Origin of the sequence: Azoarcus sp. DD4, assembly GCF_006496635.1 — a bacterium.
Lineage (GTDB): Bacteria > Pseudomonadota > Gammaproteobacteria > Burkholderiales > Rhodocyclaceae > Azoarcus.
The window spans coordinates 2,533,808-2,560,229 of sequence record NZ_CP022958.1; the positions used below are offsets into that span (position 1 = coordinate 2,533,808).

The following is a 26,422-nucleotide window of genomic DNA, read 5'->3' on the forward strand; positions in this document are numbered from 1 at the left end:
TCAGCCTTTCAGCATCGTCCTGAGTCCTCGCCAGACGGTGTCCAGGATCATCGGTTGGGCCTCGGCGGCGGGGTGGATTCCGTCTGCCTGGAAAAGTTCAGGCCTGTCGGCAAAGCCGTCGAACAGGAAGGGCACGAAGCCGACCTTGTGCGTACGGGCGATGTCGGCGAAGGTGGCTTCGAAACGCTGCGTGTAGGCCGGGCCGTAGTTGGGCGGCATGCGCATGCCCACCAGCAGGACCCGGGCGCCGGCCTTCTTCGCGCTGGCGATCATGGCCGCCAGGTTGTCGGCGAGGAGATCCGGTTTGAGACCGCGCAGGCCGTCGTTGGCGCCGAGTTCCAGAATGAGGATGTCGGGCTTGTGGCGGGCGAGGGCGTCCGGTAGCCGGGAGCGTCCGCCGGACGAGGTTTCGCCGGAAACGCTGTCATTGACGACGGTGTGACGGAACCCTTCGCGGGTCAGGCGCGTCTGCAACAGGGTGGGCCAGGCTTCCCCCGCCTTGAGGCCGTAACCGGCCGACAGGCTGTCACCCCACACCAGGATGGTGGCTGCCTGGGCAGCGCCCGACAACAGGATGAACAAAAGGGTCACGATGGATCGCAGCGGCATTGAATTCTCCATTCCGGTCATAGAGGTCGAAAACCTCGCCAAACGCGTGCCGGTGGCTGACGGACAGGGCGAACTGCACATTCTCGAGGACGTCAGCTTCTCGGTCGGTGCGGGCGAGTCGGTGGCCATCGTCGGCGCCTCGGGTTCGGGCAAATCGACGCTGCTGGGATTGCTCGCCGGGCTGGATGTTCCCGCCGCCGGCACGGTGAGGATACAGGGACGCGACCTGTTCGCGCTCGACGAGGATGCGCGCGCCGCCCTGCGTGGCGAGACGGTCGGTTTCGTGTTCCAGTCCTTCCAGCTGCTGCCGGCGCTGACCGCGCTGGAGAACGTGATGCTTCCGCTGGAACTTGCAGGCGCGGCCGATGCGCGCGACGTTGCCGCGCGCTGGCTGGAACGTGTCGGCCTGGACGGGCGCTTGAAGCACTACCCCAAACATCTGTCCGGCGGCGAGCAGCAGCGGGTGGCGCTGGCGCGGGCCTTCGCGCCCAATCCCAGGCTGCTCTTGGCTGACGAGCCGACCGGCAACCTGGATGCCGATACTGGCCGTGCGGTGATCGAGCTGATGTTCAAGCTCAACCGCGAGGCCGGCACCACGCTGATCCTCGTCACCCACGACGAGAGCCTGGCCGCGCGCTGCGGCCGGGTGTTGCGCATGAAGGCGGGACGGCTGGTCGAGGCTGCTGCAGCGGCGGCCGGCTGACGCGGACGTCAGCCGAAGAGGTTGAGTATGCCGTCGAGGCCGACGTGGTCGAGGCAGCAGCACGCTACCTTGCGTAGTACCGGTTTGGCGCGGTAGGCCACGCCGAAGCCGGCCGCACTCAGCATCGGGATGTCGTTGGCGCCGTCGCCGGCGGCGATCACCTGCGCCGGGCTGAGTCCGAGTTCGTCGCGCAGTCGCAGCAGATGTGCCGCCTTGGCTGCACCGTCGACGATGTCGCCCACCACGCGGCCGGTCAGGCGGCCGTTCTCGACTTCCAGGACGTTGGCGTAGGCATGGTCGAAACCCAGACGTTCCTGCAGCCGGCTGGTGAAATACGTGAAGCCGCCCGACACCAGTACGGTACGCACGCCGGCCCTGCGCAGCCCCTTGAGCAGGCGTTCGGCGCCCGGATTGAGCTGCAGGCGTTGCGCATAGACCGATTCCAGTGCCTGTTCCGGCAGGCCGGCGAGCAGCGCGACCCGCCGCGTGAGCGATTCGCGGAAGTCGATTTCGCCGCGCATCGCCGCTTCGGTGATGGCGGCGACCTCGGTTTTCAGGCCCTGCATGTCGGCGATCTCGTCGATACACTCGATGTTGATCAGCGTCGAATCCATGTCGGTCACGAAGAGACCGAAGTCGGCGAGCCGGCGGCCGTCTTCCACCCAGGCCCAGTCCATGGCTGCCGCGTTGCAGTGTTCCGCGATGCCGTCCGCCGCTTGCGCCGCGACCAGGCGGAAAGCCTGCGGCGTGATCTGTTCGATCGCGCGCGCGGCCGTCAGTTTGGCGAGCGACTTGAGGGCGACGCTGTCGACATCTTCGCCCTGGACGACAAGGTTCATGCGCGCTCCCGCCGGGCGAGCGCTTCTTTCAGCACCGTGTGGGCGCTGCGGATCATGTCGGCCGTGGTGTCCCAGCCGACGCAGGCGTCGGTGACCGAGCAGCCGTACTTGAGCTGGCTGAGGTCGGCGGGAATCGGCTGGTTGCCGGCCTCGATGTTGCTCTCGATCATCAGGCCGACCACGGAACGGTTGCCCTCGCGGATCTGGTGGATCACGTCCTTCATCACCAGCGGCTGCAGTTCCGGCTTCTTCCAGGAGTTGGCGTGCGAGCAGTCGATGACGACATTCACCGGCAGCTTGGCCTTGGCGAGCGCCTGCTCGGCGAGCGAGACCGATACCGTGTCGTAGTTCGGCCGGCCGCCGCCGCCGCGCAGCACGACATGGCCGTAGGGGTTGCCGCGGGTGCGCAGGATGGCCGACTGGCCCTGGCCGTTGATGCCGAGGAAACTGTGCGGATGGGCTGCGGAGATGATGCCGTTGATCGCCACGTCGAGGTCGCCGTCGGTGGCGTTCTTGAAGCCGACCGGGGTGGACAGGCCGGAAGCCATCTCGCGGTGAGTCTGCGATTCCGAGGTGCGGGCGCCGATCGCGGTCCAGCCGACGAGGTCGCCGTAGTACTGCGGCGCGTTCGGATCGAGCGCCTCGGTGGCGGTCGGCAGGCCGATCTCGCACACGTCGAGCAGGAAGCGCCGGGCCTTTTCCATGCCGACGTCGATGCGGAACGAGTCGTCCATGAAGGGATCGTTGATGAAGCCCTTCCAGCCGGTGGAGGTGCGCGGCTTCTCGAAATACACGCGCATCACCAGCAGCATGGTGTCCGATACCTCGTCGGCAAGTGCCTTCAGCCGGCGGGCATAGTCCAGCCCCGCAACCGGATCGTGGATGGAGCAGGGGCCGACCACCACGAAGATGCGCTTGTCGCGCCCCTCGAGAATGTCGGCAAGTGCCTTGCGGCCGGCCAGCACGGTGGCTGCGGCCTGTTCGGACAGCGGCACGCGTGCCTTGATTTCCTCCGGCGAGGGCATGTGATCGACGGTGGCGATGTTGAGATTTTCGGTTTGGGCGACGGACATGAAGCGCTCCCGGGTGCGGCCTGAAAGAGCGGAATTGTAACCCGAAGCCCGCGCTCGCTCCTTTTCCGCGCGGCATCCGTGGCGGCGAGGCGTTGCCGCAGACGTCGCCGCCGGGTGCCGGCAGCAGGCGCATTCATGCCGCGCTCGCCACGTAAACATCTATAATCGCGCGATTTTCTTTGACCATTTCGCCGCCGACGATGAAGGCTTCAGCCGCCGTCCTGCTCCTTTGCTCGATGCTGTCCTGCGGGGCGGGCTTTGCGGCTGCGGTGTCCGAACCCCGTCCGGTACAACTCGCGCCCTTGTCCGACACCAGGGCCAGTGTCGCCTTCGTCGGAGGGGGGCAAGGCAGCAAGGTGTTGTCCTTGGCCGAAATCGAGGCGCTCGGCCTCTATCGGGTGCGCACGGCGACTTTCTGGCCGGGCGACGACGGCGTCTATGAAGGGCCGCTGCTGAGCGACGTGCTGCAGGCTGCCGGTCTGGCCGACGCGAAGGCGATACGCGTGCTTGCCCTCGACGGTTTTTCCCAGGTGCTGCCGCGCGCCGACTGGACCCGCTGGCCACTGTTGCTCGCAACGCGGCGCGACGGCGTGGCGATGAGCGCGCGCAACAAGGGGCCGTTCCGCATCATCTACCCGCGCGACATGAGCACCAGCCTGCAGGATCCGACCTACCGCCTGCGCTGGGTGTGGCTGATCCGCAGCATCGAGGCCGTGAACGAATGAGTGCGCTGCAGGGCTGGCTGGGCCGTATCCATCGGAACCGTTTCCCGCTGCTGGCCCTGGTCGTCTTCGTCGGCTCGCTTGCCGGCGTGATGCTGCTCTCGTCCAGCGTCGGCCGCATCGCATCTGCGCTGCCGCTGACTTCGCTGTACAAGGAGCGGGACTTCGCTGCATTGCTGACCGACGTGCTCGAACTCGAAGCCAAGCTCGAACTCGCGGCGGTCTCGCCGACGCCGGCCCGTCTGGAACGACTGGCTTTCGGCCTCGACATGGCATTCCTGCGCCAGCGCGACAACGCCACCAGTTATTCGGATACGCGTTTCGAGGGCATGGCCGAGCTCAATGCGCGCCTGTCCAGCGTGCTGGAGGCGGTCGATCGCAGCCTGCTGGCAGCGCGCGTCGATCCGGCGGTGCTTGCCGCGCATGTCGGCGAAGTGGCAGCGGTGCGTGTCGAGCTGCAACGGCTCAACGACGAGGTGTTCCAGCGTTCGATGCAGCAGGCGTCGGCTCAGCGCGCGGCGCTGGACCGGCTGGGCAGTACCTCTACTGCGATGATCGTGCTGCTGGGCGCATTCGGCCTCGGCCTGGTGGCGCTGTTGCTGCGCCAGCAGGGCAGCATACGCGCGCTGGAAGAGCGCGACGGCGAACTGCGACGCAGCGAGGCCGTGCAGCGCGAGTTGCGCGAGCGTCTCGAGAAGATCGCCGACAACGTGCCCGGCGTCATCTATCAGTTCCGTCGCCGGCCCGACGGCAGCGCAGGATTCCCTTATGCCAGCAAGGGACTGCTGAAGATCTTCGGCGTGGCGCCGGAGGCCGTGGCCGCCAACGGGACCGCGGTACTTGACGTCATCCATCCCGAGGATCGCGCTGCGGTACTTGCGGCGGTGAAAGTGTCGGGGCAAACGCTGCAACCGGCCAGTTGCGAGTACCGCATCCTGCGGCCGGACGGCAGCGTCCAGTGGATGAGCGCGTTCGCCACGCCGCAGGCCGAGGCCGACGGCGGGGTGTTGTGGCACGGCCACAGCCACGACGTCACGTCCTACAAGGCTGCCGAGGACGAGATCCGCCAGCTCGCCTTCTACGATCCGCTGACCGGGCTGCCCAACCGCCGCCTGCTGATGGATCGCCTCGACCATGCGCTGGCGACGCACGCCCGCAGCCGGCGGCATGGTGCGCTGCTGTTCATCGATCTCGACAACTTCAAGACGCTCAACGACACCCAGGGACATCAGTACGGCGACATGCTGCTGCGCCAGGTCGCGGCACGCCTGATCGAGTGCGTGCGCGATGCCGACACGGTGGCGCGGCTGGGCGGCGACGAGTTCGTGGTGATGCTGGAAGATCTCAGCAGCGACAAGGAGGAGGCCGCGACCCAAGCCGAGGCCGCCGGCGAGAAGATCCTTGCGGCGCTCAACGATGCCTATGTGCTCGATGGGCGCGAGGCGCACAGCACGCCCAGCATCGGCATCGCGCTGTTCGATGCCGAGGATGGCGGGATCGCCGAACTGCTCAAGCGCGCCGACCTGGCGATGTACCAGGCCAAGGAGGCCGGGCGCAACACGCTGCGTTTCTTCGATCCGGTGATGCAGGCCACGGTGGACGCGCATTCCGCGCTGGAGTCCGAGCTTCGGCGCAGCTTGCGCAAGGGCAACTTCGCGCTGCTGTTCCAGCCGCAACTGGACCGCAATGGCCGCATGACCGGGGCCGAGGCGCTGGTGCGTTGGCATCATCCGCAACAGGGTGTGGTGTCGCCGGCGAGCTTCATCCCGCTCGCCGAGCGCACCGGGCTGATCGTGCCGCTGGGGCGCTGGGTGCTGGAGCAGGCCTGTCGCACCCTGGCCGAGTGGGCCGGCGACCCCGTCACCGCCGGGCTTACGCTGGCGGTCAACGTGAGCGTGCGCCAGTTCCGCCATCCGGATTTCTGCGGCGAAGTCGAAGAGGTGCTGCGGCGTACCGGCGTGGTGCCGGGGCGTCTCAAGCTGGAGCTGACGGAGAGCATGCTGCTGGAGGATGTCGAGGATGCGATCGCGCGCATGGACCGGCTCAAGCGCCTTGGCGTCGGCTTCTCACTGGACGACTTTGGTACCGGCTATTCCTCGCTCGCCTACCTGAAACGGCTGCCGCTCGATCAGCTCAAGATCGATCGCTCCTTCGTGCGCGACGTGATGACCGATCCCAACGACGCCATCATCGCCCGCACCATCATCGCGCTCGGCCAAAGTCTCGGACTGGATGTGCTGGCCGAGGGTGTGGAAACGGAAGAGCAGCACGACTTCCTGCTGCAGCACGGCTGTCATGGCTTTCAGGGCTATCTGTTCGGCAGACCCGATGCAGAACTCGCCTGTCGTGATGGCGTGACGCTGCACTGATCCCGCGGCCAGGCTCCGGCCGAAGCGCAGCTACAGCCAGCGCGCCTTCTTGAAGCGCCAGTAGAGCAGGCCGCAGGACGCCGCAATCAGGCCGATCGCCAGCGGATAGCCGTATTCCCACTGCAGCTCGGGCATGTGGACGAAGTTCATGCCCCAGATGCCGGCGAAGGCGGTGGCGACCGCGAAGATCCCGGCCCAGGCGGCGAGTCGCTTGCTGACTTCGGTCTGGTCGATGGTGACCATGGACAGGTTCACCTGGATCGCGGTGGCGATGGTGTCGCGGATGCTGTCCAGGCTGGCATTGATGCGGGTCAGGTGGTCGAAGACGTCGCGGAAGTAGTCCCGGCTGTTCGCGCACACCGGCGGAACCCGGCCGCTGTGCAGCTTGCCGGCCGCTTCCATCAACGGGGTCACCGCATGCTTGAGCACGGTGACCTTGCGCTTGAGGCGGTACAGGCGGCGGATGTTGGAGCGTGCGGCGCCCCTGGTGAAGATGCGCTCCTCCATCGCTTCGAGCTCGGTTTCCAGCTTCTCGATGAAGGGAAAGTAGCGGTCCACCACCGCGTCCATCAGCGCGTAGAAGACATAACCCGAACCCTTGGCGAGCATCTTCGGCTCGCGTTCGCAACGGGCGCGCACGCCGAGGAAGTCCTGCTGGCTACGGTTGCGTACGGACAGGATGTAGTTGCGACCGACGAAGGCGTGTACCTCACCGACCACCATCTGGTTGTCGACTTCCTCGATCAGGTGCATCACCGCGAACACTTCGTCGTCGTACTCCTCGACCTTGGGGCGCTGGTGGCCGTGGTTGGCGTCTTCGACGGCTAACTCGTGAAGACGGAACTCTTCCTTCATCTGCGCCATTTCGTCCGGCGTCGCATCCTTCAGCGCCACCCAGACGAAGCAGTCCGGCTTCAGCAGGTAGTCGGAGATATCCTCGACCTTCACGTTGGCGAGCCTGCGGCCGTGTTGGTAGGCAATGCAGTTGATGAGCATCGATGATCTCCGTGGCGGGATCGATCAGGCCTTGACGGCCTCGAGCAGATCCTTCACCGCCTTCACCCGCTGCTTGAGGTCGGGCAGATTCGCACGGCGGACGAGCTTGTCCGGCCCGGCCATCTTGGTGGTCTTGTCCTTCTGGATCAGGAAGATGACCTTCACCGGGTCGATCGGCGCGTCCTTGCCGAACTGCACGCTGATCTGCGCCTCGGAGGCGTCGAGCTTCTGCACTCCCCAGCGCTTGACCAGCATGCGCAGGCGGTGGGTTTCGACCAAGGCCACGGTCTGCGGCGGCAGTTCGCCGAAGCGGTCGATCAGCTCTTCCTGCAGCGCGCGCAGATCGTCGTCGTCCTCGCAGTTGGCCAGGCGTTTGTAGAGGGTCAGACGTTCCTGCACGTCGGGGCAGTAGTCGGTGGGCAGCAGCGCCGGGGTGTGCAGGTTGATCTCGGACACCACCTCCAGCGGCTGCGACAGGTCCGGCTCCTTGCCGGCCTGCAGATCCTTCACCGCACGCTTGAGCATCTCGGTGTAGAGCGAGAAGCCGACCTGCTGGATCTCGCCCGACTGGTTCTCGCCCAGTACCTCGCCGGCGCCGCGGATCTCCAGGTCGTGCATCGCCAGGTAGAAGCCGGAGCCCAGCTCTTCCATCATCGAGATCGCTTCCAGCCGCTTCTGCGCCTGCGCCGTGGGCTTGGCGTGGGCGTCCGTCAGCAGGTAGGCGTAGGCCTGGTGGTGCGAACGGCCGACGCGGCCGCGCAGCTGGTGCAACTGGGCCAGCCCGAAGCGGTCGGCGCGGTTGATGACGATGGTGTTGGCGGTGGGGATGTTTATGCCGGTTTCGATGATGGTGGTGCACAGCAGCAGGTTGGCGCGCTGCTGGGTGAAGTCGCGCATCACGCGTTCGAGCTCGCGCTCCGGCAGCTGGCCGTGGCCGACGACGATGCGCGCTTCCGGCAGCAGTTCGGCCAGCTCGTTGCGCACGTTCTCGATGGTGTCGACCTCGTTGTGCAGGAAATACACCTGGCCGCCGCGCTTGAATTCGCGCAGCACCGCCTCGCGCACGATGCCCTTGCTCCAGCGCTGCACGAAGGTCTTGATCGCGAGGCGCTTCTGCGGCGCGGTGGCGATCACCGAGAACTCGCGCAGCCCCTCCATCGCCAGCCCCAGCGTGCGCGGGATGGGCGTGGCGGTCAGCGTCAGGATGTCGACCTCGCTGCGCAGCTGCTTCAAGGCCTCCTTCTGGCGCACGCCGAAACGGTGTTCCTCGTCGATGATGACCAGCCCGAGCCGCTTGAACAGCACGTCCTTCTGCAGCAGGCGGTGGGTACCGATGATGATGTCGACCTTGCCCTCGCCCAACTGCTTGAGCGCCTCGGCCTGTTCCTTGGTGGACTTGAAGCGCGATAGCTCGGCGATCTTGATCGGCCAGTCGGCGAAGCGGTCGGCGAAGGTCTGGTAGTGCTGTTCGGCCAGCAGCGTGGTCGGGCACAGCACCACCACCTGCTTGCCGTCGGCCACCGCGATGAAGGCGGCGCGCAGCGCGACTTCGGTCTTGCCGAAGCCGACGTCGCCGCACACCAGGCGGTCCATCGGCCGGCCGGATTTCATGTCGCCGACCACCGCGTCGATCGCGGCCTGCTGGTCGGGCGTGGTCTCGAAGCCGAAGGCCTCGGCGAAGGCTTCGAGGTCGTGCTGCTTGAAGTCGAAGCGGTGGCCGGGGCGGGCGGCGCGCTGGGCGTAGAGCGCCAGCAGCTCGGCGGCGGTGTCGCGCACCTGCATCGCCGCTTTCTTCTTGGCCTTTTCCCACTGGCCGGACCCGAGGCGGTGCAGGTCCACCGCTTCCGGGTCGGCGCCGGCGTAGCGGGTGATCACATGCAGTTGCGACACCGGCACGTAGAGCTTGTCGCCGCCGTTATATTCCAGGTGCAGGAACTCGGTGTCGCCCTCGCCGAGGTTCATGTGGACAAGGCCGAGGTAGCGGCCGATGCCGTGCGACACATGCACCACCGGGTCGCCGATCTTGAGCTCGGAGAGATCGCGCAGCCAGCCCTCCATCGTCGCCGCCTTCTTTGCCTCGCGGCGCACGCGGGCGCGGGCGCTGGTGGCGTAGAGCTCGGTTTCGGTGACGATGGCGAGCTGCGCTTCCGGCAGCAGGAAGCCGGCAGCGAGTGGGGCGACGCCGAGCGCGAAACGGCTGCCGGATTCGAGGAAGCCGGCGAGGTCGGCAGTCGCGTCGGGCTTGAGACCATACTCGGCGAGGTATTCCGCCATGGTCTCGCGGCGGCCGGGCGAATCGGCGAGCAGCAGGATGCGGCCGTCGAAACCGGCCTGGAAGGCCTTCAGCTTGTGCAGCGGGTCGGTGGCCTTGCGTTCCACCGCCAGTTCGGGCAGCGCGACGGCGGCGTCCGCCAGCCGGCTGTCGCCGCCGATGGCGAAACGCGGCCTGTCCTTGAGCGCGAGGAAGAAGGCTTCCTCGCCGAGGAAGAGCTGCTCCGGCGCCACCACCGGCCGGCTGCGGTCGCCCTTCAGCAGGTCGTAGCGCGAGCGGGTGTCGCGCCAGAACTCGCCGATCGCGCCCGGTACGTCGCGGTGCAGCAGCACCGGCACGTCGACCGGCAGATAGTCGAACAGCGTGGCGGTCTCGTCGAAGAACAGCGGCAGGTAGTACTCGATGCCGGCCGGCGCGATGCCGTTGGAGACATCCTTGTAGATCGCCGCGCGCGTAGGATCGCCCTCGAAGGTTTCGCGGAAGCGGCTGCGAAAGCGGGTGCGGCCTTTGTCGTCGAGCGGGAACTCGCGCGCGGGCAGCAGGCGGATTTCCTTGGTGGGGTAGACGGTGCGCTGGGTGTCCGGGTCGAAGGTCTTGATGCTCTCGACCTCGTCGTCGAATAGGTCGATGCGGAAGGGCAGGGTCGAGCCCATCGGGTAGAGGTCGACCAGGCCGCCGCGCACCGAGAATTCGCCCGGGCTCACCACCTGCGTCACATGCGCGTAGCCGGCCACCGCCATCTGGCTGCGCAGTGCATCCACATCCAGCTTGTCGCCCTGCTTCATGAAGAAGGTGTAGGCGGCGAGATAGGTCGGCGGCGCCAGCCGGTAGAGCGCGGTGGAGGCCGGCACCAGCATCACGTCGACCTCGCCGCGGCTGACCGCGTAGAGGGTGGATAGCCGCTCGGAGATCAGGTCCTGGTGGGGCGAGAAGCTGTCGTAGGGCAGGGTTTCCCAGTCCGGCAGCAGATGGGTGCGCAGACCGGGTACGATCCAGGCGAGTTCGTCCTGCAGGCGCTGGGCGTCGAGCGGGTTGGCGGTGACGACCGCGAGCATGCGGCCGCGGCCGGCGAGCTGGGCGATGGCGAAGGCGTCGGCCGAGCCGGCGAGGCCGGGCAGGTCGAGACGTGCGCCGGCTTTCGGCAGGGCGAGGCCGGCGAGGGCAGGCAGAGAGAGAGTCGAGTGGACGGGACATCGGGCTGGGCGGCGCGGCTTGCGCATCGGCCAATAGCGTGGGCAAGTGCGGGATTATAGGCGAGCGGGCAGGCGAATCAGTCCTGGTGTCGACGCTTGCCGCGCGGCCGGCGTGCTTGGTCGTGCGCCGGCCTCGTCCGTGGCGCCCGGATCAGGCCGGGCCGGGATGCGGGAGGGGCGGCTGCTCTCCGGGTGACGCGGCGGATTCGGCGGCGCGCGGCAGCGGCAGGTGCTGCTGCAACCACTCCGCGGCCAGGCGGCCGGTCTGTTCGATTTCGTGATCGCCGGCATGGGCCGGGTCGTTGCCGTCTATGGCCTGCCAGTCGTGAGTGCCACCGATCAGGCCGTAGGCCTGGTGCAGCATGGCGGCTTGCGGGTTGTCGCGGCCGACGATGAAGCGCGTCGGTACGTGCAGCGCGCGCAGCTGGGCGGCACCGGCGAGATCCGGGCGGCCCGCCTGGCAGACGATGGCGCCGATGCGCTCCGGGATCCTGACCGCCGCGCGGATGGCGGCGGCACAGGTGGTGTCGGAAGCGAACAGACCGATCGCCAGCGGCGTCAGCGGCGGTTGGTGGCCTATCCATTCGGCGGCGGCGACGACGCGGTTGGCCAGTTGCGGCACGTTGAAGCGCGCGTCCGGGTCGCGGGTCTGCTCGTAGTGGGTGAGCAGGTTCAGCGTCAGGGTGGCGAAGCCGTGCGACTGCAGACTGCGGGCGATCGCCGCCTCGCGCGCATGCGCCGGATCGGCTGCGTCGGGCTGCAGGATGACGGCCAGCGCGCGTACGTCGGGTGCATGCGACAGCAGGCCGTCCAGCCAGACGTTGTCCGTCGAGATGCCGATCAGGGTGTTGCGTAGCTTCACGTCGTTATCGCAGGTGGAATGCGGCGGTGATTTGCACCGAGCATGGCATAGCGTACGCGACCGGACAAGGCAGTATTGCTCAGCTGCTGCGGTGGATGCCGACCGGGATGCGGCGTGGTCCGAAGGCCTTGTCGAAGTGGCGATAACGGCCGGCGAGCTGCCTGCCGCAATCGGGGCAACAGCCGCTGTCGCTGACCCGGTACTGGAGGATCTGGTACCAGTCGCGCACGATCAGCGCCGCGCCGCAGCCGGCGCAGAAGGTGGTGCCGCCGTCGGCATCGTGGACATTGCCGGTGTAGACGTGGTGCAGGCCGGCGTCGAGGGCGATGCGCCGCGCCCGGCTCAGGGTTTCCGGCGGCGTGGGCGGCAGGTCGGTGAGCTTGAAGTCCGGGTGGAAGGCGGTGAAGTGCAGCGGCACCTCGGTGCCGAGTTCGTCGCGTACCCAGCGCGCCAGCGCGCCGATTTCCTTGTCGTCGTCATTGCGGCCGGGGATGAGCAGGGTGGTGATCTCCACCCACACGTCGGTTTCATGATGCAGCCAGGTCAGTGTATCCAGCACCGGCTGCAGATGGGCGCCGCACAGCTGGACGTAGAAGTCGTCGGTGAAGCCCTTGAGGTCGACATTGGCGGCGTCCATGTGCTGGTAGAAATCGCCACGCGCGAGTTCGGTGATGTAGCCGGCCGTGACCGCGACGTTCTTCAGCCCGCGCGCGTGGCAGGCGATGGCGGTGTCGATGGCGTACTCGGCGAAGATCACCGGATCGTTGTAGGTGTAGGCCACGCTGCTGCAACCCCACTCCTGCGCGGTGTCGGCGATTTCCTCGGGCATGGCGGAATCCATCAGCCTGTCCATGTCGCGTGACTTGGAGATGTCCCAGTTCTGGCAGAACTTGCAGGCGAGGTTGCAGCCGGCCGTGCCGAAGGAGAAAACGCTGGTGCCGGGCAGGAAGTGGTTGAGCGGCTTCTTCTCGATAGGGTCGATGCAGAAGCCGGAACTGCGGCCATAGGTGGTGAGCACCATCGCATCGCCTTCGCGCATGCGCACGAAGCAGGCGCCGCGCTGATCCGCGTGCAGCTTGCAGTAGCGTGGGCAGAGGTCGCACTGGATGCGGCCGTCGTCGAGTTTGTGCCAGTAACGTCCGGGATGGTTCATGGCGGTGCTCCGGTGTGCGGCGCCCCGGGCGCCACCCACTTTCAGACTAGCATCGCGCTGGCCGGAGCGGCAGGAGCATCCCGGTGCTCAGCAGCATTCTTCCTCGATCTGGTCGAGCAGGCGCAGGGCTTCCTCGTCCTCGTAGGTTTCGAACAGCTCGCGGATCATGTTGATGTAGCTGTGGACCAGGAAGAGCGCGTCGCAGCGCTCGCTGCTGCGGCCTTCGAGCTTGTCGCGAAACTTGTCCCAGAAGGGGTTGCCCTTGGCCGGGTCGTCGATGTGGCGGCGCACATGTTGCATCAGGATGCGGGCGTTGCCGTCGCAGTCGATGCCGCAGAAGGAAACGTAGCGGTCGGGCTTGTCGAGCGCCTGGGCAAAGGGATTGACGAGCTGGGCGGCGTTGTGCGGTGCGTTCATGGCGGATTCCGAAGCGGGTGAAAGTGGCTTCGGATTGTCCCGATGGCGCAGCCGCGCGTCTGTCAGCCAGCCGACAAATCGCTGCCTTTCGCACGTCGGGCGAGTTCTTCAGGCGCCAGCAGCACCAGTGTCCGGCGGCCTTCGCGTGCGATCACGCCATCGCGCACCAGTTGGCCGATGAGCGAGGACACCGTCTGGCGCGAGGTGCCGAGCAGGCGGGCGATGTCCTCGGTGCGCAGCTGCAGCGGCACGCGCAGGCCGGCCGGGAGCGTGGCGTCGACACCGCGGGCGAGGCCGAGCAGGAAGTTGGCGAGGCGCGCCGCAACGTCGCGGAAGGCAAGGTTTTCGATGATGTCGATGGAGCGCGCGAGCAGCCGGGCGAAGACCCGGATGGTCGCCGGCATCAGCGCCGGGTCGGACAGCAGGCGCCCCTGGAAATATCCGGTGTCCGCCATCAGCAGGGTGCAGTCGGTAACTGCTTCGACCCAGGCCCGCGTGTGGGTGCAATACACTTCGCCGGGCTCGAGGAAGGCGAGCGTCAGCTCTTTATCCTCATCCGACAGATACACGCGCAAGCGCCCCTGCTGCAGCACGAACACGGTATTGCCGCCGCTGCCCGGCGAGGCGATGAAACTGCCGCGCTTGTACTGGCGCACGGTCGGTGCGTGAAAGGGCGTATCGGCCGACAGCGCGGCGCCAATGGGATGGTCGGCGACGTCGATGGCAGGTCGCTCCGGGTGCCCGGTATCGGGCTTCGTGGGTGGCGTCACTGCTGCGTCTCCAGGGCAGAACGGGTGCAGATGGTCCGCAGCGGCTGCGGCCAGGCACTCATGCTGCGTCGCCCTCGTGCCATTTCCGCACGTGGTAGCGCGCGGCCATCAGTCCATCCACCGGACGTTGCGGGTCCATGCCGGCCTTGTGTTTGAGCGCCGCGAGAAAGTCGCGCGGCTCGGGCAGCTGTTCCCATACCTGTGGCAGGAAGGTCGCGCTGCGGCAGCCGGCGAAGAGGATGAGGCCGTCCTCGCCCGGCTTGAGTTGGGCCAGCAGTTCGGGCTCGTCGCGGAATTCGAGAAACTCGGGCTCGGACAGCAGCGAGACCTCGACTTCGATCTCGTCCAGTTCTTCCGTGCGTACAGGAGGAAAACGAGGGTCGCGGCTGGCGGCGGCAATGGCGTTGGTCACCACGTCCTCGCCCAGAGGCCGTTGCGCCCTCAGGCTGCCGATGCAGCCGCGCAGTTCGCCGCGCTTCTTGAGCGTGACGAAGGTGGCGCCACGGGACGCGAGCCGGGCGTCATCGCCGGTGTCGGGGGCCGCTCCGTAGCCGAGATGATGCGCGATCGCCTGGCGCGCGCGCGCCAGCAGCAGTTGCCCGAGATCAGTGCTGCTGGCTGACATCGGGCACCTGATCACAGAAGGCAAGGCTGGCGTAACCGACCACGCGCGAACGGTCGCCGGCGGTGTCGCCGGAATTGCGCAGGTCGAGCAGATGGGGTTTAAGGTGGTGGCGCGCGGCCACACGGATCAGTCCGTTGAGCGGGGTCGCGCCGCAGGCCTGTTCGTGGTCGATGCCGGCATGCAGCATCAGCACCTGGTCGATGGTGGCGCGGTCGCAGGCCTGCGCCTGGTGGTAGGGGTGATAGTGCGACAGGTCGGAGCTGATCACGATCAGGGTTTCCGGGCCGCCCCAGAGGTTTTCGATCAGCGCGGCGACCTCCTCGGTGCCGGCGCGGCCGACCAGCAGCGGCACCAGCTCGAAGGATTCGAGCACCGTCTGCAGGAAGGGCAGTTGTACCTCGAGGCAGTGTTCGAAGGCGTGCGGACGATCATCGAGCACGACGCCGGGCCGTGCCTGCAGCGCCAGCCAGTCGGCACGGCTGAGCGGAACCTCGCCCAGCGGGGTGGCGAAAACCTGCGCAGCGGGCAGCGCGAAGCCGTCGACCGCCATGCGGTGGGCGGGGCCGAATATCACCACCCGCCTGATGGCCTTGCGCAGTGGGGCGATGGCCGCGTACGCAGCGGCGGCGATGGGACCGGAGTAAATGTAGCCGGCGTGGGGCACGACAATGGCTTTGGGCGCGCTCACGACTTCGAGCGGCATCGCTGAGGCGAGCATTTCGCCGACCTGGGTGCGCAGCACCCTGTCGTCGGCGGGGTAGAACTGGCCGGCGACGGCGGCCGGCCTGACAGATGCGATGGCCATGATGTTTCCGGGGGTGAGGTCGGATCGATGGCAGCGGACTTCGCCATCGCAGGAATTATAGGCCGGTGGGTGCGAAGGCGCTCCAGGCGATGCCGGCCAGCAGGCCGACACCCACGGCGCCCATGCCAATCAGGAGCCTGGCGCCGAGCGGGCGACCGCCGATCGCGATGGCCATGGCAGCCTTGAAACCGAGGTTTGCGAACATTGCCAGGCCGATGGCGATCACCGTTGGATGCAGAGCGAGTTTGTCGAGCGAGAACAGCCGCAGGCTGGACAGGGTGATCGCATCCACGTCGGTCAGGCCCGATACCGTTGCCAGCACGTACAGACCGCCGGGGCCGGCGTAGTCCGACAGCCAGGCGGCGCTGAGCAGCACCACGGCGTAGGCCAGGCCGAAGCCGAGGGCTGCGCGCAGCTCGGTCGGGTTGCCGGTGGCGGGGAGGACGGCGTTACCACTTTCGCCCAGTTGCCGCCAGTTCCACAGCAGGCCCGCGCTGCCGAGCGCGAGCGCGGGCAGGACGATCACGGCGAGGGTGGGCAGCACGCCCGGCGCGACCACGGCCGCAATGGCGGTGACCCGGACGACCATCACCAGATTGGCAATCAGGATCACCAGCGCTGCCATCGGTACCAGCGGCCCGCCTTCGCGCGCATTGCGCGCATAGACGATGGTTGTGGCGGTGCTGGAGGCAAGGCCGCCGAAGAGGCCGACGAGGGCAGCGCCGTAGCGCGAGCCGATCAGCTGCAATGCCGCGTAGCCGGCGAGGCTGACTCCGGAGATCAACACCACCATCCACCACAGCTGGTAGGGGTTGAGCGCGCCGTAGGGGCCGTAGTTCTCGTTCGGCAGGATGGGCAGTATCACCAGCGACAGCACGCAGAACTGAAGGATGGAAATCCAGTCGCGCGGCTGGAGACGAGTGGCGATGCCGCGCAACTCGGTTTTGAAGTAGAGCATTGCCGTGGTGCTCACCGCGAGCATCACGGCAAGCCTGGCGTAACCATGCCACACCGCGGCGCCGAGGCAGAAGCACACCAGCAAGGCGGCGACCGAGGTGGTGCCCGGGTCGCTCGGGTCGGGATGGCGCACGTAGGCGGTGATGATCATGACACCTATCATCGCCATGCCGATCGCAAATGGCACGATGCTTTGCAGGCTTTGCCCGAGCAGCCCGGTGAGCGCACCCAGCATGCCAACCAGACCGAAGGTGCGCACGCCGGCCCGCGCCGAGGGCACGCGTTCGCGTTCGAGGCCCATCAGGAGGCCGATGCCGATGGCGATCAGGAAGGCTTCGATCTGGGCCGGGTCGAAGGGGACGGAGTGAGGCATCCGGACGTCCTTGCGGGGTGATGCCCTACTGTATTCGATCCACATGCGTCCGGGAATGGTGCGCGCCGTGCCGCTCGAGCGCGCGGGGGCGGTTAGAATCCGCGCCATGCAGAATTTCGCCCCCCGCCATTTCGCCATCGTTCCCGCGGCCGGTACCGGTACGCGCATGGGCGCGAGCAAGCCCAAGCAATACCTGCCGCTGCTCGGCCGCCCGCTCATCCATCACGCCCTGTCGGTGCTGTGTGCCGCACCGACCATCGACAAGGTGTTCGTCGTGTTGTCGATCGGCGACGCCGAATGGCGCAGCTACGACTGGAGCACACTCGGTCCGAAGCTGGTGCCGCTCTATTGTGGTGGGCCGACGCGCGCCGATTCGGTGCTGGCCGGACTGCGCGCCATTGCCGACCAGGCGATCCAGTCCGACTGGGTGCTGGTGCACGATGCGGCGCGGCCCTGCCTGGCGCCGTGGCACATCGACAAGCTGGTGCGCGAACTTGCCGGCGACGAGGTCGGCGGCCTGCTCGCGGTGCCGGTGGCCGATACGCTCAAGCGCGCCGACAGCCATCGCCACGTCCTTGCCACCGTGCCGCGCGAGAGCCTGTGGCAGGCGCAGACGCCGCAGATGTTCCGCTATGTCATGCTGCGGCGCGCGCTGGAAAGCGCGCATAACGTGACCGACGAGGCCAGCGCGATCGAGGCGGCCGGCCTGCGTCCGCGCCTCATCGAGGGCGATGCCACCAATCTCAAGGTGACCTTTCCGCTCGACCTGCACCTGGCCGAGTGGATCCTGAACAATCGCGAGGGTTTGAACCGATGAAGTGTCCTTTCCGCATCGGCCAGGGTTTCGACGTGCACGCGCTGGTGCCGGGGCGTCCGCTGATCGTCGGCGGCGTCACCATCCCGTTCGCGTCCGGCCTGCTCGGCCACTCCGACGCTGACGTGCTGCTGCATGCCCTGACTGATGCGCTGCTCGGCGCCGCGGGCCTGGGCGACATCGGTCGCCTGTTCCCCGATACCGATCCGGCCCACGCCGGCGCCGACAGCCGCGTGCTGCTGCGCGAGGCGTTCGCCCGCGTGCGCGCGGCGGGCTGGGAAGTGGTGAACGTCGATGCGACGGTGATCTGCCGGGCGCCGAAGATCCTGCCGCATGCGCCGGCCATGGTCGCCAACATCGCGGCCGATCTGCAGATGGACGCCGCGGCGATCAACATCAAGGGCAAGACCACCGAGAAGCTCGGTTTCACCGGCCGTGGCGAGGGCATCGCGGCACAGGTGGTGGCGCTGCTCGCGCAGGCGGGCTGAGAAGCGGGCAGCGTAGACGGGAGCGGGGCGCCCTAGCGCCCCGCGGCTCTTCAGGACCGCCCGGGACGGTCCTTTCGTCTCTTGGAGAGAGACGTCAGAAGAAACGATCGCGATCCATCACAGGTAGATCGTGCCGGCCAGCCGGGCAGCCAGTTCAGGCTCCGGCGTCTTGGTGTAATCCTTTTCGAAACGGTCGGTGACGAGCTGGGAGGTCGGCCCGTCGATGACGGTGTTCAGCATGCCCATGAAGGCCGGGGGGGCAACGATGATCGCGCGCTTGAACGCGTTGGTGGCACGTCCGTGGTATAGCTCCTGCGCAATCTCCTGGGCGAATACCTTGGCCTGATGCTGTTTGGGCAAGGTCTGCGGCTGCATCGAACCCGCGCCGACGCCACCTGCCATGGCGCCCGGTCTATCGGTGACGAGTTCGGCGTTCTTCTGCCTGCTTTCCGGGTGGATCAGCTCCTTGACCAGCTTCAGCCCCTTGTTCGGGCCGAGGTTCGCATACAGTTTCGCAAGGCTCGCGTTCGCCACCAGAATCCAGGTAATAGACATAACACATCCTCCGTCGCAGAGAAGCATCCTGCCGCCCCGGTGGCGGCAGTTCTCTCAGCTTAGACAGGGGCTTAGGAACTGCCAATGGGTAATGTTACCGCTATGTGAAACCGTCTTGCGTGTTGCGGACCGCCGTCGTGCAGGGCGCAGCCGGCGGTGATCTCAGCCTGGGGGCGAGTCAGAAGATATTCATTGCCAGGCCGGAGGCGAAGGCTTCGCCGAGTTCCGCGGCAGCCGCGAGATGGAGCGGCGTGATCGCCTGGCGCGCGATCAGCGGCTCGGTCACCTGCTTCCAGCCGTAACCGTTGGCGATACGGCCGATTTCGCGCACCGCACCGCTGCCGTCGTTACCGGCGCTGACGAACACCGCGTAGGGCAGGCCGGGCAGCTTGCCCTCGCAAGGGTAGTAAGTGCGATCGAAGAAGTCCTTGAGCGCTCCCGACATGTAGCCGAAGTTCTCCGGCGTGCCAAGCAGCAGGCCGTCGCAATTGAGCAGATCGGCGGTGCCGGCGTCGAAGGCGCGCAGCATCCGGGTCGAGGTTTCGGTCACGCGGCGAGCGCCCGCCAGCACGGCATCGGCCAGCTGACCGGTGTTGCCCGACTGGGTGTGATAGATGATGAGCAGGCGTGCGGTGGCCATGCTCTCAGCCCTGCGACAGCCGGCGCGCCCCGGCGGCGGGATCGAGGCGGAAATAGTTGCTCAGTTGCGCGTAGACTGCCGGAAACTCGGCAAGGAGTTCGCACGGTGCCTCGAAGAAGGCTTCCGCCGCGACTGCGAAGAACTCTGCCGGATGCTCGGCGCCGTAGGGATCGAGCACGCTTTCCTCACCGGCATCGACCTGCCGGCAGAAGCGCTCGTAGGCCTCGCCGAAGGCGGCGGCCCAGGCGCTGCGCGACATGTTTGCAGGCAGCGCGGGCAGACCGTCGACACCGCCGTTTTCCATGTCCAGCTTGTGGGCGAATTCGTGGATCACCACGTTGACGCCATCGACCGGCCCCTCGTCGAACCAGGACAACAATACCGGCCCGCCGGGCCAGGCCTCGCCCAGCACCTCGTCGTCGTATTCGTGCACGACGCCGGCTTCGTCGACCTCCTGGCGGGGAATCACGAAGTCGCCGGGATACACCACGATGCCGACCCAGCCGCGATAGGCTGACAACCCGATGTTGATGACCGGCAGGCAGGCTTGCAGTGCGATCGCGAGCAGCATCTCGTCGGTCAGCTGCAGGCCGTGTGCGCCGTGGAACTGCTTCCGGGCGAGGAAGTCGCGGGCGAGATCACGCAGTCGCAGGCGTTCGTCGGCGTTCAGGTAGTCGAGGAAGGGCAGGCGGGCTTCGACTCCCTGCCACACCGATTCGTCGATTTCCGGGCGGGACGAGCCGCCGAAGCGTGCGGCGAGCCAGTTGCGCAGGCCTTGAAGCATGACGGTCGGGCTGCTTAGTGAGCCGGTTTGCGGGTGGTGAGCATGATGCCGGCGAACACCAGAGCAATGCCGACGAAGTGGTACCAGTAGGGCCGCTCGCCGAGGAAGAGCGCCGCCAGCAGGGTGCCGAACACCGGCATCAGGTGGATGAAGAGCGAACCGCGGCTGGGGCCGACCGCGGCAATGCCGGCGTTGTAGAAGACGTAGCCGAGGAAGCCGGGGAAGATGCCGGTATAGAGAATCCCGCCGATCGCCGTGAACGAGGGATGGATGGTTCGCCCGCCAGCCAGCTCCCAGGCGTAGGCGGGGACCAGCATCATCAGGCCGACCACCGTGAAGGCGGCGAGCATCAACATCGGATCGACTCCCTGCGGCCGCCACTGCAGGCCGACGGTATACAGGCCCCACGTCAGGACGGCGCCTAGCATCCAGAGGTCGCCGGTGTTGAGCGAGAAGCCCAGCAAGGTGTCGAGTTCGCCGCGGCTGACGATGATGAGTACGCCGGCGAGCGAAACCACCACACCGGCGGCCTCCAGCCGGGTGAGGCGTTTGCCGAGCAGCACGAAGGCGAGCGCGATGGTCGCCACCGGGATGAAGGAATTGAGCAGGGTCGCGTTGGTCGCCGTGGTGTGCTGCAGGGCGAGGTAGGCGAAGGTGTTGTAGCAACCGACCCCGATGATGCCGAGCACGATCACCGACAGCCACGCCTTGCGCAGCGCCGGCCACTGGCTGCGCAGATGCGGCAGGGCGAACGGCAGCACCAGCACCAGGGCAATGGTCCAGCGCCAGAAGGCGAGTGCGATGGGCGGTACGTCGGCGCGGATGCCGCGCCCCATGACCATGTTGCCCGCCCAGAACAGCGAGGTGAGGGTGAGCAGCAGGTAGGGGTTTGCGGTGAGGCGCTTCATCTCAGTGGGTGTCCGTTGGTCGAGGCGCGATGATGGCATGGCCGCCGCCGGGGCCGAATCGGGCAATGCCCTGATGGCGCCGCGGCGGTGGAAGGATCAGGGCGCCGCCGCTGCGAGCGGGCAGCCGCCCGCAGCAGGGCCGGTTCCGCCCGAGAGCAGCGGTTGCAGGGTCGGGGCGAGCGTGCGCGCCAACTGCACTGCGAGCGAACTGGTGAACTGGTAGGACTCCGCATACGGTTCGGCCACGTAGGCGGTGAGCGTGCCGAAGAAGCGGTCGCCGATCAGGAAGACCAGCGTGGCGGAGCGGGTGACCACGCGTGAGGACACCAACCCGCCGCCGCGACCGAAGACCTCGTAGCGGTGATCGCCGGTGCCGGTCTTGCCGCCGACTGCCAACGGCGTGCCGTCGGCTCCGACGAACGCGCCCTTGAGGCGGCGGGCGGTACCGTTTTCGGCGACGTCCACCATGGCAGCGCGGGCGACAGCTGCGACGTCCGGCGGCAGTACCTGCTCGGTGGCTGCGTCGGCAGCGCGTTCCACATGGGTTTCGTAGGGCGTGCCCGTAGCGAAATGCAGCGATTCGATGCGTACGATGGGCTTGCGCCGGCCTTCGTTCACCAGGATGCCGACGAGTTCTGCCAATGCCGCCGGTCGGTCGGCCGAACTGCCGATGGAGGTGGCGTAGGATGGCGTCAGCGTTTCGAAAGGGTAGCCGAGGCGCCGCCAGGCCTGAGCGATCTCGATGAAGGCCTCGACCTCGAGCAGGTTGCGGATGCGCACATCCTGGGCATTCTTGTGGCGGGTGCGGAACAGCCAGGCATAGACGTCGATGCGCTGGTCGCGGCTGGCCTCCAGCACCTGGGTGAGGGTGGCTCCGGGGTGCTCCCGCAGGAAACCGACCAGCCAGAGTTCGAGCGGATGCACGCCGGCGAGGTAGCCGCGGTCGGGCAGGGAGTAGCGGTCGATGCCGAAGCGTTGGTAGAGATCTTCCAGTGCGCCGTCGGAGAGATTATCCCGGTCGCCCAGATGCTGGCGCATCGCGGCGGCGAATTCCGCCAGGCCGGCATTGGGCATGGCCGAGCGCAGGACCACCGCAAGGCGTTTGGGTGTAATGCGCATCCCCTCGAGCAATTGCGCGATGACCTCGTCGCCTTGCTTGCCCTGATGCTTGCGGTAGAAGCCGATGAGGAAGGTGCGCCCTTCGCGATCGGCAAAGCGTTCGAGGTATTCGCGTCGGCGCGGATCGGCCGGGTCGTCGAACAGGCCGGAGGCAGCCGGGTTTTGGGCGACGTGGTAACGCACGATATCGCGCATCATGCGGATGAAGACGAGGTTGACCGAGTTGCGGAAGGCCTCGCGGACGTTCATCACCTTGTTGTCGTCGTCCTTGCTGAAGTTCTCGAAGGTGTGCACGCCGCCGCCGGTCAGGAACTGCTCGTGGGGGCTGGCCGAGTAGCGCCGGTCCATCGCCGCTTCGAGCATGGCGCGCAGAGAGCGGTCGGTTGCTGTGCTCAGGTATTCCGCCGCCCAGCGGGACAGGTTGTCGCGGGCATTGCGGCCGAGTTCGCGCAGGCCGGCTGCATCCAGTTCGCCGTGGCGTTGATGCAGGGCGGAGACGATCTCCAGGTAGCTGACCAGGGTGCGTAGCTTGGCGGTGGAGCCGAGGTCGAGCTTGGCGCCCTCGTTGATGTCGAAGGGCTGGTCGTAATTGTCGGTCTGGATACGCAGGTAGTTGGCCTGTTCGCCACGTTCGTAGAGCGTGAAGCTGAACATCACGCGCGACGGGTCCTGGCCTTCGGCGAACATGCGATGACCGAAAAGGCCGGCCTCGCGCGCCCGCGCCGGGTCGTCGATCTCGCGCAGCACGGTGCTCACTGCGCGCTGCACATCGCCATGCAGGGTGCCGTTGGCGGTGAGATCCAGGCGGTCGAGGTCGTAGAAGCGCGGCACGCCGAGCTGGCCGGCCAGATGGGTGCGCAGCGCGTTGACCGCCTTGCGGGTGACGAAGGAACTGGGCGGCGACACCGCAGGCTCCTGGCGTAGCTTCAGCGGCATCGCCAGCGCGGCGTCGCGCAGCGCCGGCTGGATGATGCCGGCGTCGGCGAGCAGGCGCAGGTGGCTGTCGGTCAGGTTGGTCAGGCCCTGCGCGCCGCCGGCGAGGTAGAAAGTCGGTCGGCGCTGTGCGATCGTCAGCGAGAGCGCCTGCTTGAACGCGAGGGCGCGGCGCAACAGCTGTTCGCCGTCGTCATCTCCGTCGGTGGTCTTGCCCAGCAGCTTGTTCACCTCGCCGAAATCGCGGCCGTACCACGCCCATAGTCCATCGCCCATGCCGTTGACTTCGCCGAAACCGGGCTTGGCCGAGAGTGGCACGGTGTTGAGGTAATCGAGCACGATCCTCTGCCGCGCGGCGAGGTTTTCCTCGCCATCGAGGTAGGCGCGCACAGAGGCGCTGGCCATCTGGCGAAGCTTGTCGGTACGCGACGCCGTGCGGCCCTCGGGCGAGTGCCGGTACTTTTCGATCTGGGTGGCGAGGGTGGAGCCGCCGGGCGTGTCGTGATCGTCGTAGACCAGGCTGGCAAGCTGGTCGAAGGCGGCCTTGGCAAAGCGGTTCCAGTCCACCGCCGGGTTGCGGCGAGGCTGACTGGGGTCGAGCAACTCGCGGTTTTCGATGAACAGTAGCGACTGCACCAGCAGCGGTGGGATCTCGGCAAAGCTGTCGTAGGTACGCTCGGGGTAACGTCCGGTTGCGAGGGGATTGCCTGTGCAGTCGTTCAGGCGCAGGCCTCCCTGGTTTTTCTCGTGGTAGATCGGGAAGAGACCGAGATCGGCCAGCTCAATCATGCGCGGTGAAGGGCGGGCCTGGCTGACGACGGTGTAGCCGCGTTCGACCAGGCGGTCCACGAAGGCGGGCATCTGGTTGTACCCGAAACGGGTATCGTAGGGGCCGCTGGGTGCAGGCAGCAGTTCCCCGCGGCCGGGCTCGACGCGGAAGGTGGCCTCGGCCGCCAGACGGCTGAGATGGCGGGCCTGCAGGCGTGAGGTGCGGAGCTCGTCGGCGACGAACAGGCCACCCGCTACCAGGAGTACTACGACGATACCGAAGATGGCCAGGCGCAGGACACGGAAGCGGCGCCGCGGACGGGGTTCGGGCGTGGGGACGGCAGTTGGTTCTTGCATTGCGGGTGGCGATGGGTAGGGGACGGCATGCGTCACGCATGCTTTGCAACGGCAAGTGATGTTAGCACCTCGACGCGGACGATATGGGATAATCCGGCCCATGGTTTCCGTCACTCATGCCATCTCCCAGGGCACGGCCGTCCCGCCAGTCGATCTGCTGGCCGACGGGCTTTGCGCCAACGAACGCATCCTCATCGAAAAGGCGCTGGATCTGGCCGCCGAGGTCTATGAAGGCCACGTACTGGGCACCGGTGAACCGGTCTGGACGCACGCGGTAGGCACGGCGCTGATCGCCGCATCGCTGCGCCTCGACGCGGACACCCGGATCGCAGCCCTGCTGTTCGCGGCGCACGAGTACCTCGACGACGCCCGCGAGGTGATCGAAGCGCGCTTCGGCGGCGCTGTGGCGCGGCTGGTCGATGGCTTGCGCAAGCTGAACGGGCTGCGGGTGATCACACGCAACACCGCGACGGCGTCTGCGCCCGAGATCCGAGCCCAGACCGAAGTGCTGCGCAAGATGCTGCTCGCCATGGTCGAGGACATCCGGGTGGTATTGATCCGGCTCGCTTCCCGGACGCAGACGCTGCGCTATTACACCGATACCAAGGGCGAAGGGCGGCTCGACGTCGCGCGCGAAAGCCTGGACATCTATGCGCCGCTGGCCAATCGGCTCGGCGTGTGGCAGCTCAAGTGGGAGCTGGAGGATCTCTCCTTCCGCTTCCTCGAGCCCGACACCTACAAGCGCATCGCCAAGATGCTGGACGAACGTCGGGTCGAACGCGAGGAGTTCATCCACAACGCAATCGACAGGTTGAAGAGCGAGATCGCCGCGGTCGGTATCAAGGCCGAGATACAGGGGCGACCCAAGCATATCTACAGCATCTACAATAAGATGCGCGCCAAGCGCCTGGACTTTTCCCAGGTCTACGACATCCGCGCGCTGCGGGTGCTGGTCGATGAGGTCAAGGATTGCTACACGGTGCTCGGGTTGGTGCACCAGATCTGGCACCCGATAAACAAGGAATTCGACGACTACATCACCAAGCCCAAGGGCAACAATTACCAGTCGCTGCATACCGCGGTGCTGGCGGGTGACGGCCGTGCGCTCGAAGTGCAGATCCGTACCTTCGACATGCATCGCCACGCCGAACTTGGGGTCGCCGCTCACTGGCGCTACAAGGAAGGCAGCGGTCACGGCGGCGACTACGACGACAAGATCGCGCTGCTGCGCAACCTGTTGTCGTGGCGCGACGAGGTGGCCGATTCCGCACAGTGGTTGGAGCAGTTCAAGCGCGCATCGCTGGACGACACGCTCTATGTGCTGACGCCGCAGGGACGGGTGGTCGACCTGCCGCGTGGGGCGACGCCGGTGGATTTCGCCTACCGCGTGCATACCGACCTAGGCCACCGCTGCCGCGGCGCCAAGATAGACGGTCACCTGGTACCGCTCAATACGCAGCTGGAAAGCGGGCAGACGGTGGATATCACCGTCGCCAAGGAAGGCGGTCCGTCGCGGGACTGGCTGGATACGCGCCAGGGCTATGTTGCGACGACGCGTGCGCGGACCAAGATCAAGCAGTATTTCAGTCAGCTCGAAGAAGAGGAACTGCTGACCCGCGGCCGCAGCTTCGTCACCCGCGAAATGCAGCGCGACGGGCACGGCCAGGCCAACATCGACGGACTGGCCGACAAGCTGGGTTTCAAGACCGCAGATGCGCTGTTCCTGGCTGCCGGCCGCGGCGAGATCGGGCCGCGTGCGGTGCAGATGGCGCTGCGCGAGAGCGGTGTACCCGTCGAGCCACCGGTCGAACCGGAAATCGTCGTCGGCCGCAGCCGTTCCGGTGACAACTCCGACAAGATCCTCATCGTCGGCGTCGGCAAGTTGCTGACCTCGCTTTCGCGCTGCTGCAAGCCCGCACCGCCGGATGCGATCGAAGGCTTCGTCACCCGCGGTCGCGGTATCTCCATCCACCGCGTCGATTGCCAGGATTTTCAGCTGCTGGCCCAGCGCCATCCGGAGCGGGTGATTTCGGCGGAGTGGGGCGATCAGGCCTACAACAACAAGCAGGCGGTGTTCCCGGTAGACATTGCGGTACAGGCCGCCGACCGCCAGGGGCTGCTGCGCGACATTTCGGAGGTGTTGTCGCGCGAGCGGCTCAACGTCATCGCCGTCAACACCCTCACCAAGAAGGGCACGGCCTTCATGCGCTTCACGATGGAAGTGGGCGGTGTCACCCAGTTGCAGCGGGCGATCACGCTGATTCGTGAAGTCCAAGGCGTGATCGACGCGCAGCGCAAGTAGCGCGCCGCGCGGCGAC

General features: G+C 66.9%; 23 protein-coding genes. 6 read left to right on the plus strand and 17 right to left on the minus strand.

Annotated elements, in window-relative coordinates:
* Positions 1-609, minus strand: a complete 609-nt coding sequence (locus CJ010_RS11750) for an arylesterase (RefSeq protein ID WP_141018199.1) — start codon at positions 607-609, stop codon at positions 1-3.
* Here CJ010_RS11750 and CJ010_RS11755 point away from each other — a divergent pair.
* Positions 593-1,312: an ABC transporter ATP-binding protein gene (locus tag CJ010_RS11755; protein ID WP_141020675.1), complete on the plus strand. Its 720-nt coding sequence runs from the start codon at positions 593-595 to the stop codon at positions 1,310-1,312. The two genes, CJ010_RS11750 and CJ010_RS11755, sit on opposite strands and share 17 nt — an antisense overlap.
* Positions 1,313-1,320: 8 nt before the next feature.
* On the opposite strand, the gene serB is transcribed toward CJ010_RS11755, so the two are convergent.
* Together serB and CJ010_RS11765 are read right to left on the minus strand one after the other, a co-directional pair.
* Positions 1,321-2,151: a phosphoserine phosphatase SerB gene (gene serB, locus CJ010_RS11760; protein ID WP_141018200.1), complete on the minus strand. Its 831-nt coding sequence runs from the start codon at positions 2,149-2,151 to the stop codon at positions 1,321-1,323.
* Complete coding sequence (locus CJ010_RS11765) at positions 2,148-3,224, minus strand: 3-deoxy-7-phosphoheptulonate synthase (RefSeq protein ID WP_141018201.1); 1,077 nt, start codon at positions 3,222-3,224, stop codon at positions 2,148-2,150. Before CJ010_RS11765 ends, serB begins: the two co-directional genes overlap by 4 nt.
* A gap of 200 nt (positions 3,225-3,424) precedes the next feature.
* Between CJ010_RS11765 and CJ010_RS11770 the strand changes: the two genes are divergently transcribed.
* Together CJ010_RS11770 and CJ010_RS11775 are read left to right on the plus strand one after the other, a co-directional pair.
* The gene (locus CJ010_RS11770; protein WP_141018202.1) at positions 3,425-3,949 is read left to right on the plus strand and encodes a hypothetical protein; all 525 of its coding nucleotides are present in this window, start codon (positions 3,425-3,427) and stop codon (positions 3,947-3,949) included.
* Complete coding sequence (locus tag CJ010_RS11775) at positions 3,946-6,315, plus strand: bifunctional diguanylate cyclase/phosphodiesterase (protein ID WP_141018203.1); 2,370 nt, start codon at positions 3,946-3,948, stop codon at positions 6,313-6,315. Before CJ010_RS11770 ends, CJ010_RS11775 begins: the two co-directional genes overlap by 4 nt.
* 30 nt (positions 6,316-6,345) lie before the next feature.
* On the opposite strand, the gene corA is transcribed toward CJ010_RS11775, so the two are convergent.
* The 9 genes from corA to CJ010_RS11820 form a co-directional block, all read right to left on the minus strand.
* Positions 6,346-7,311: a magnesium/cobalt transporter CorA gene (gene corA, locus CJ010_RS11780; RefSeq protein WP_141018204.1), complete on the minus strand. Its 966-nt coding sequence runs from the start codon at positions 7,309-7,311 to the stop codon at positions 6,346-6,348.
* A gap of 24 nt (positions 7,312-7,335) precedes the next feature.
* Positions 7,336-10,803 (minus strand): transcription-repair coupling factor, encoded by a 3,468-nt coding sequence (gene mfd / locus CJ010_RS11785; protein ID WP_141018205.1) that lies wholly within the window; start codon positions 10,801-10,803, stop codon positions 7,336-7,338.
* A gap of 124 nt (positions 10,804-10,927) precedes the next feature.
* A complete protein-coding gene (locus tag CJ010_RS11790) occupies positions 10,928-11,638 on the minus strand; it encodes an alpha/beta hydrolase (RefSeq protein ID WP_141018206.1) in 711 nt (236 codons plus the stop codon).
* Between the two features lie 79 nt (positions 11,639-11,717).
* Positions 11,718-12,791, minus strand: a complete 1,074-nt coding sequence (gene amrS / locus CJ010_RS11795; protein WP_141018207.1) for an AmmeMemoRadiSam system radical SAM enzyme — start codon at positions 12,789-12,791, stop codon at positions 11,718-11,720.
* An 87-nt stretch (positions 12,792-12,878) separates the two neighbouring features.
* The gene (gene cowN / locus CJ010_RS11800) at positions 12,879-13,208 is read right to left on the minus strand and encodes a N(2)-fixation sustaining protein CowN (RefSeq protein ID WP_141018208.1); all 330 of its coding nucleotides are present in this window, start codon (positions 13,206-13,208) and stop codon (positions 12,879-12,881) included.
* A gap of 62 nt (positions 13,209-13,270) precedes the next feature.
* The gene (locus tag CJ010_RS11805; RefSeq protein ID WP_141018209.1) at positions 13,271-13,978 is read right to left on the minus strand and encodes a Crp/Fnr family transcriptional regulator; all 708 of its coding nucleotides are present in this window, start codon (positions 13,976-13,978) and stop codon (positions 13,271-13,273) included.
* 58 nt (positions 13,979-14,036) lie between these two features.
* The gene (gene amrA / locus CJ010_RS11810) at positions 14,037-14,603 is read right to left on the minus strand and encodes an AmmeMemoRadiSam system protein A (RefSeq protein ID WP_141018210.1); all 567 of its coding nucleotides are present in this window, start codon (positions 14,601-14,603) and stop codon (positions 14,037-14,039) included.
* On the minus strand, positions 14,584-15,408 hold the full coding sequence (gene amrB, locus CJ010_RS11815) for an AmmeMemoRadiSam system protein B (RefSeq protein ID WP_141018211.1): 825 nt from the start codon (positions 15,406-15,408) through the stop codon (positions 14,584-14,586). Before amrB ends, amrA begins: the two co-directional genes overlap by 20 nt.
* 55 nt (positions 15,409-15,463) lie before the next feature.
* On the minus strand, positions 15,464-16,738 hold the full coding sequence (locus tag CJ010_RS11820; protein ID WP_141018212.1) for an MgtC/SapB family protein: 1,275 nt from the start codon (positions 16,736-16,738) through the stop codon (positions 15,464-15,466).
* A 106-nt stretch (positions 16,739-16,844) separates the two neighbouring features.
* On the opposite strand from CJ010_RS11820, the gene ispD reads away from it, so the two are divergent.
* Positions 16,845-17,555 carry a 2-C-methyl-D-erythritol 4-phosphate cytidylyltransferase gene (ispD, locus tag CJ010_RS11825; RefSeq protein WP_205754948.1) on the plus strand — a complete coding sequence of 237 codons (711 nt, stop codon included), beginning with the start codon at positions 16,845-16,847 and terminating at the stop codon, positions 17,553-17,555.
* Positions 17,552-18,040, plus strand: a complete 489-nt coding sequence (gene ispF, locus CJ010_RS11830) for a 2-C-methyl-D-erythritol 2,4-cyclodiphosphate synthase (RefSeq protein WP_141018213.1) — start codon at positions 17,552-17,554, stop codon at positions 18,038-18,040. The genes ispD and ispF overlap by 4 nt, the downstream gene beginning before the upstream one ends.
* A gap of 117 nt (positions 18,041-18,157) precedes the next feature.
* On the opposite strand, the gene CJ010_RS11835 is transcribed toward ispF, so the two are convergent.
* The 5 genes from CJ010_RS11835 to CJ010_RS11855 form a co-directional block, all read right to left on the minus strand.
* Positions 18,158-18,595 (minus strand): host attachment protein, encoded by a 438-nt coding sequence (locus tag CJ010_RS11835; protein ID WP_141018214.1) that lies wholly within the window; start codon positions 18,593-18,595, stop codon positions 18,158-18,160.
* Positions 18,596-18,773: 178 nt separating this feature from the next.
* Positions 18,774-19,235: a flavodoxin family protein gene (locus CJ010_RS11840; RefSeq protein WP_141018215.1), complete on the minus strand. Its 462-nt coding sequence runs from the start codon at positions 19,233-19,235 to the stop codon at positions 18,774-18,776.
* A gap of 4 nt (positions 19,236-19,239) precedes the next feature.
* Positions 19,240-20,019 (minus strand): zinc-dependent peptidase, encoded by a 780-nt coding sequence (locus CJ010_RS11845; protein WP_141018216.1) that lies wholly within the window; start codon positions 20,017-20,019, stop codon positions 19,240-19,242.
* A 14-nt stretch (positions 20,020-20,033) separates the two neighbouring features.
* A complete protein-coding gene (locus CJ010_RS11850; protein ID WP_141018217.1) occupies positions 20,034-20,927 on the minus strand; it encodes a DMT family transporter in 894 nt (297 codons plus the stop codon).
* Positions 20,928-21,023: 96 nt separating this feature from the next.
* Complete coding sequence (locus tag CJ010_RS11855; RefSeq protein WP_141018218.1) at positions 21,024-24,104, minus strand: transglycosylase domain-containing protein; 3,081 nt, start codon at positions 24,102-24,104, stop codon at positions 21,024-21,026.
* Positions 24,105-24,204: 100 nt separating this feature from the next.
* Between CJ010_RS11855 and CJ010_RS11860 the strand changes: the two genes are divergently transcribed.
* Positions 24,205-26,406 (plus strand): bifunctional (p)ppGpp synthetase/guanosine-3',5'-bis(diphosphate) 3'-pyrophosphohydrolase, encoded by a 2,202-nt coding sequence (locus tag CJ010_RS11860; RefSeq protein WP_141018219.1) that lies wholly within the window; start codon positions 24,205-24,207, stop codon positions 26,404-26,406.
* Positions 26,407-26,422 lie beyond the last annotated feature (16 nt).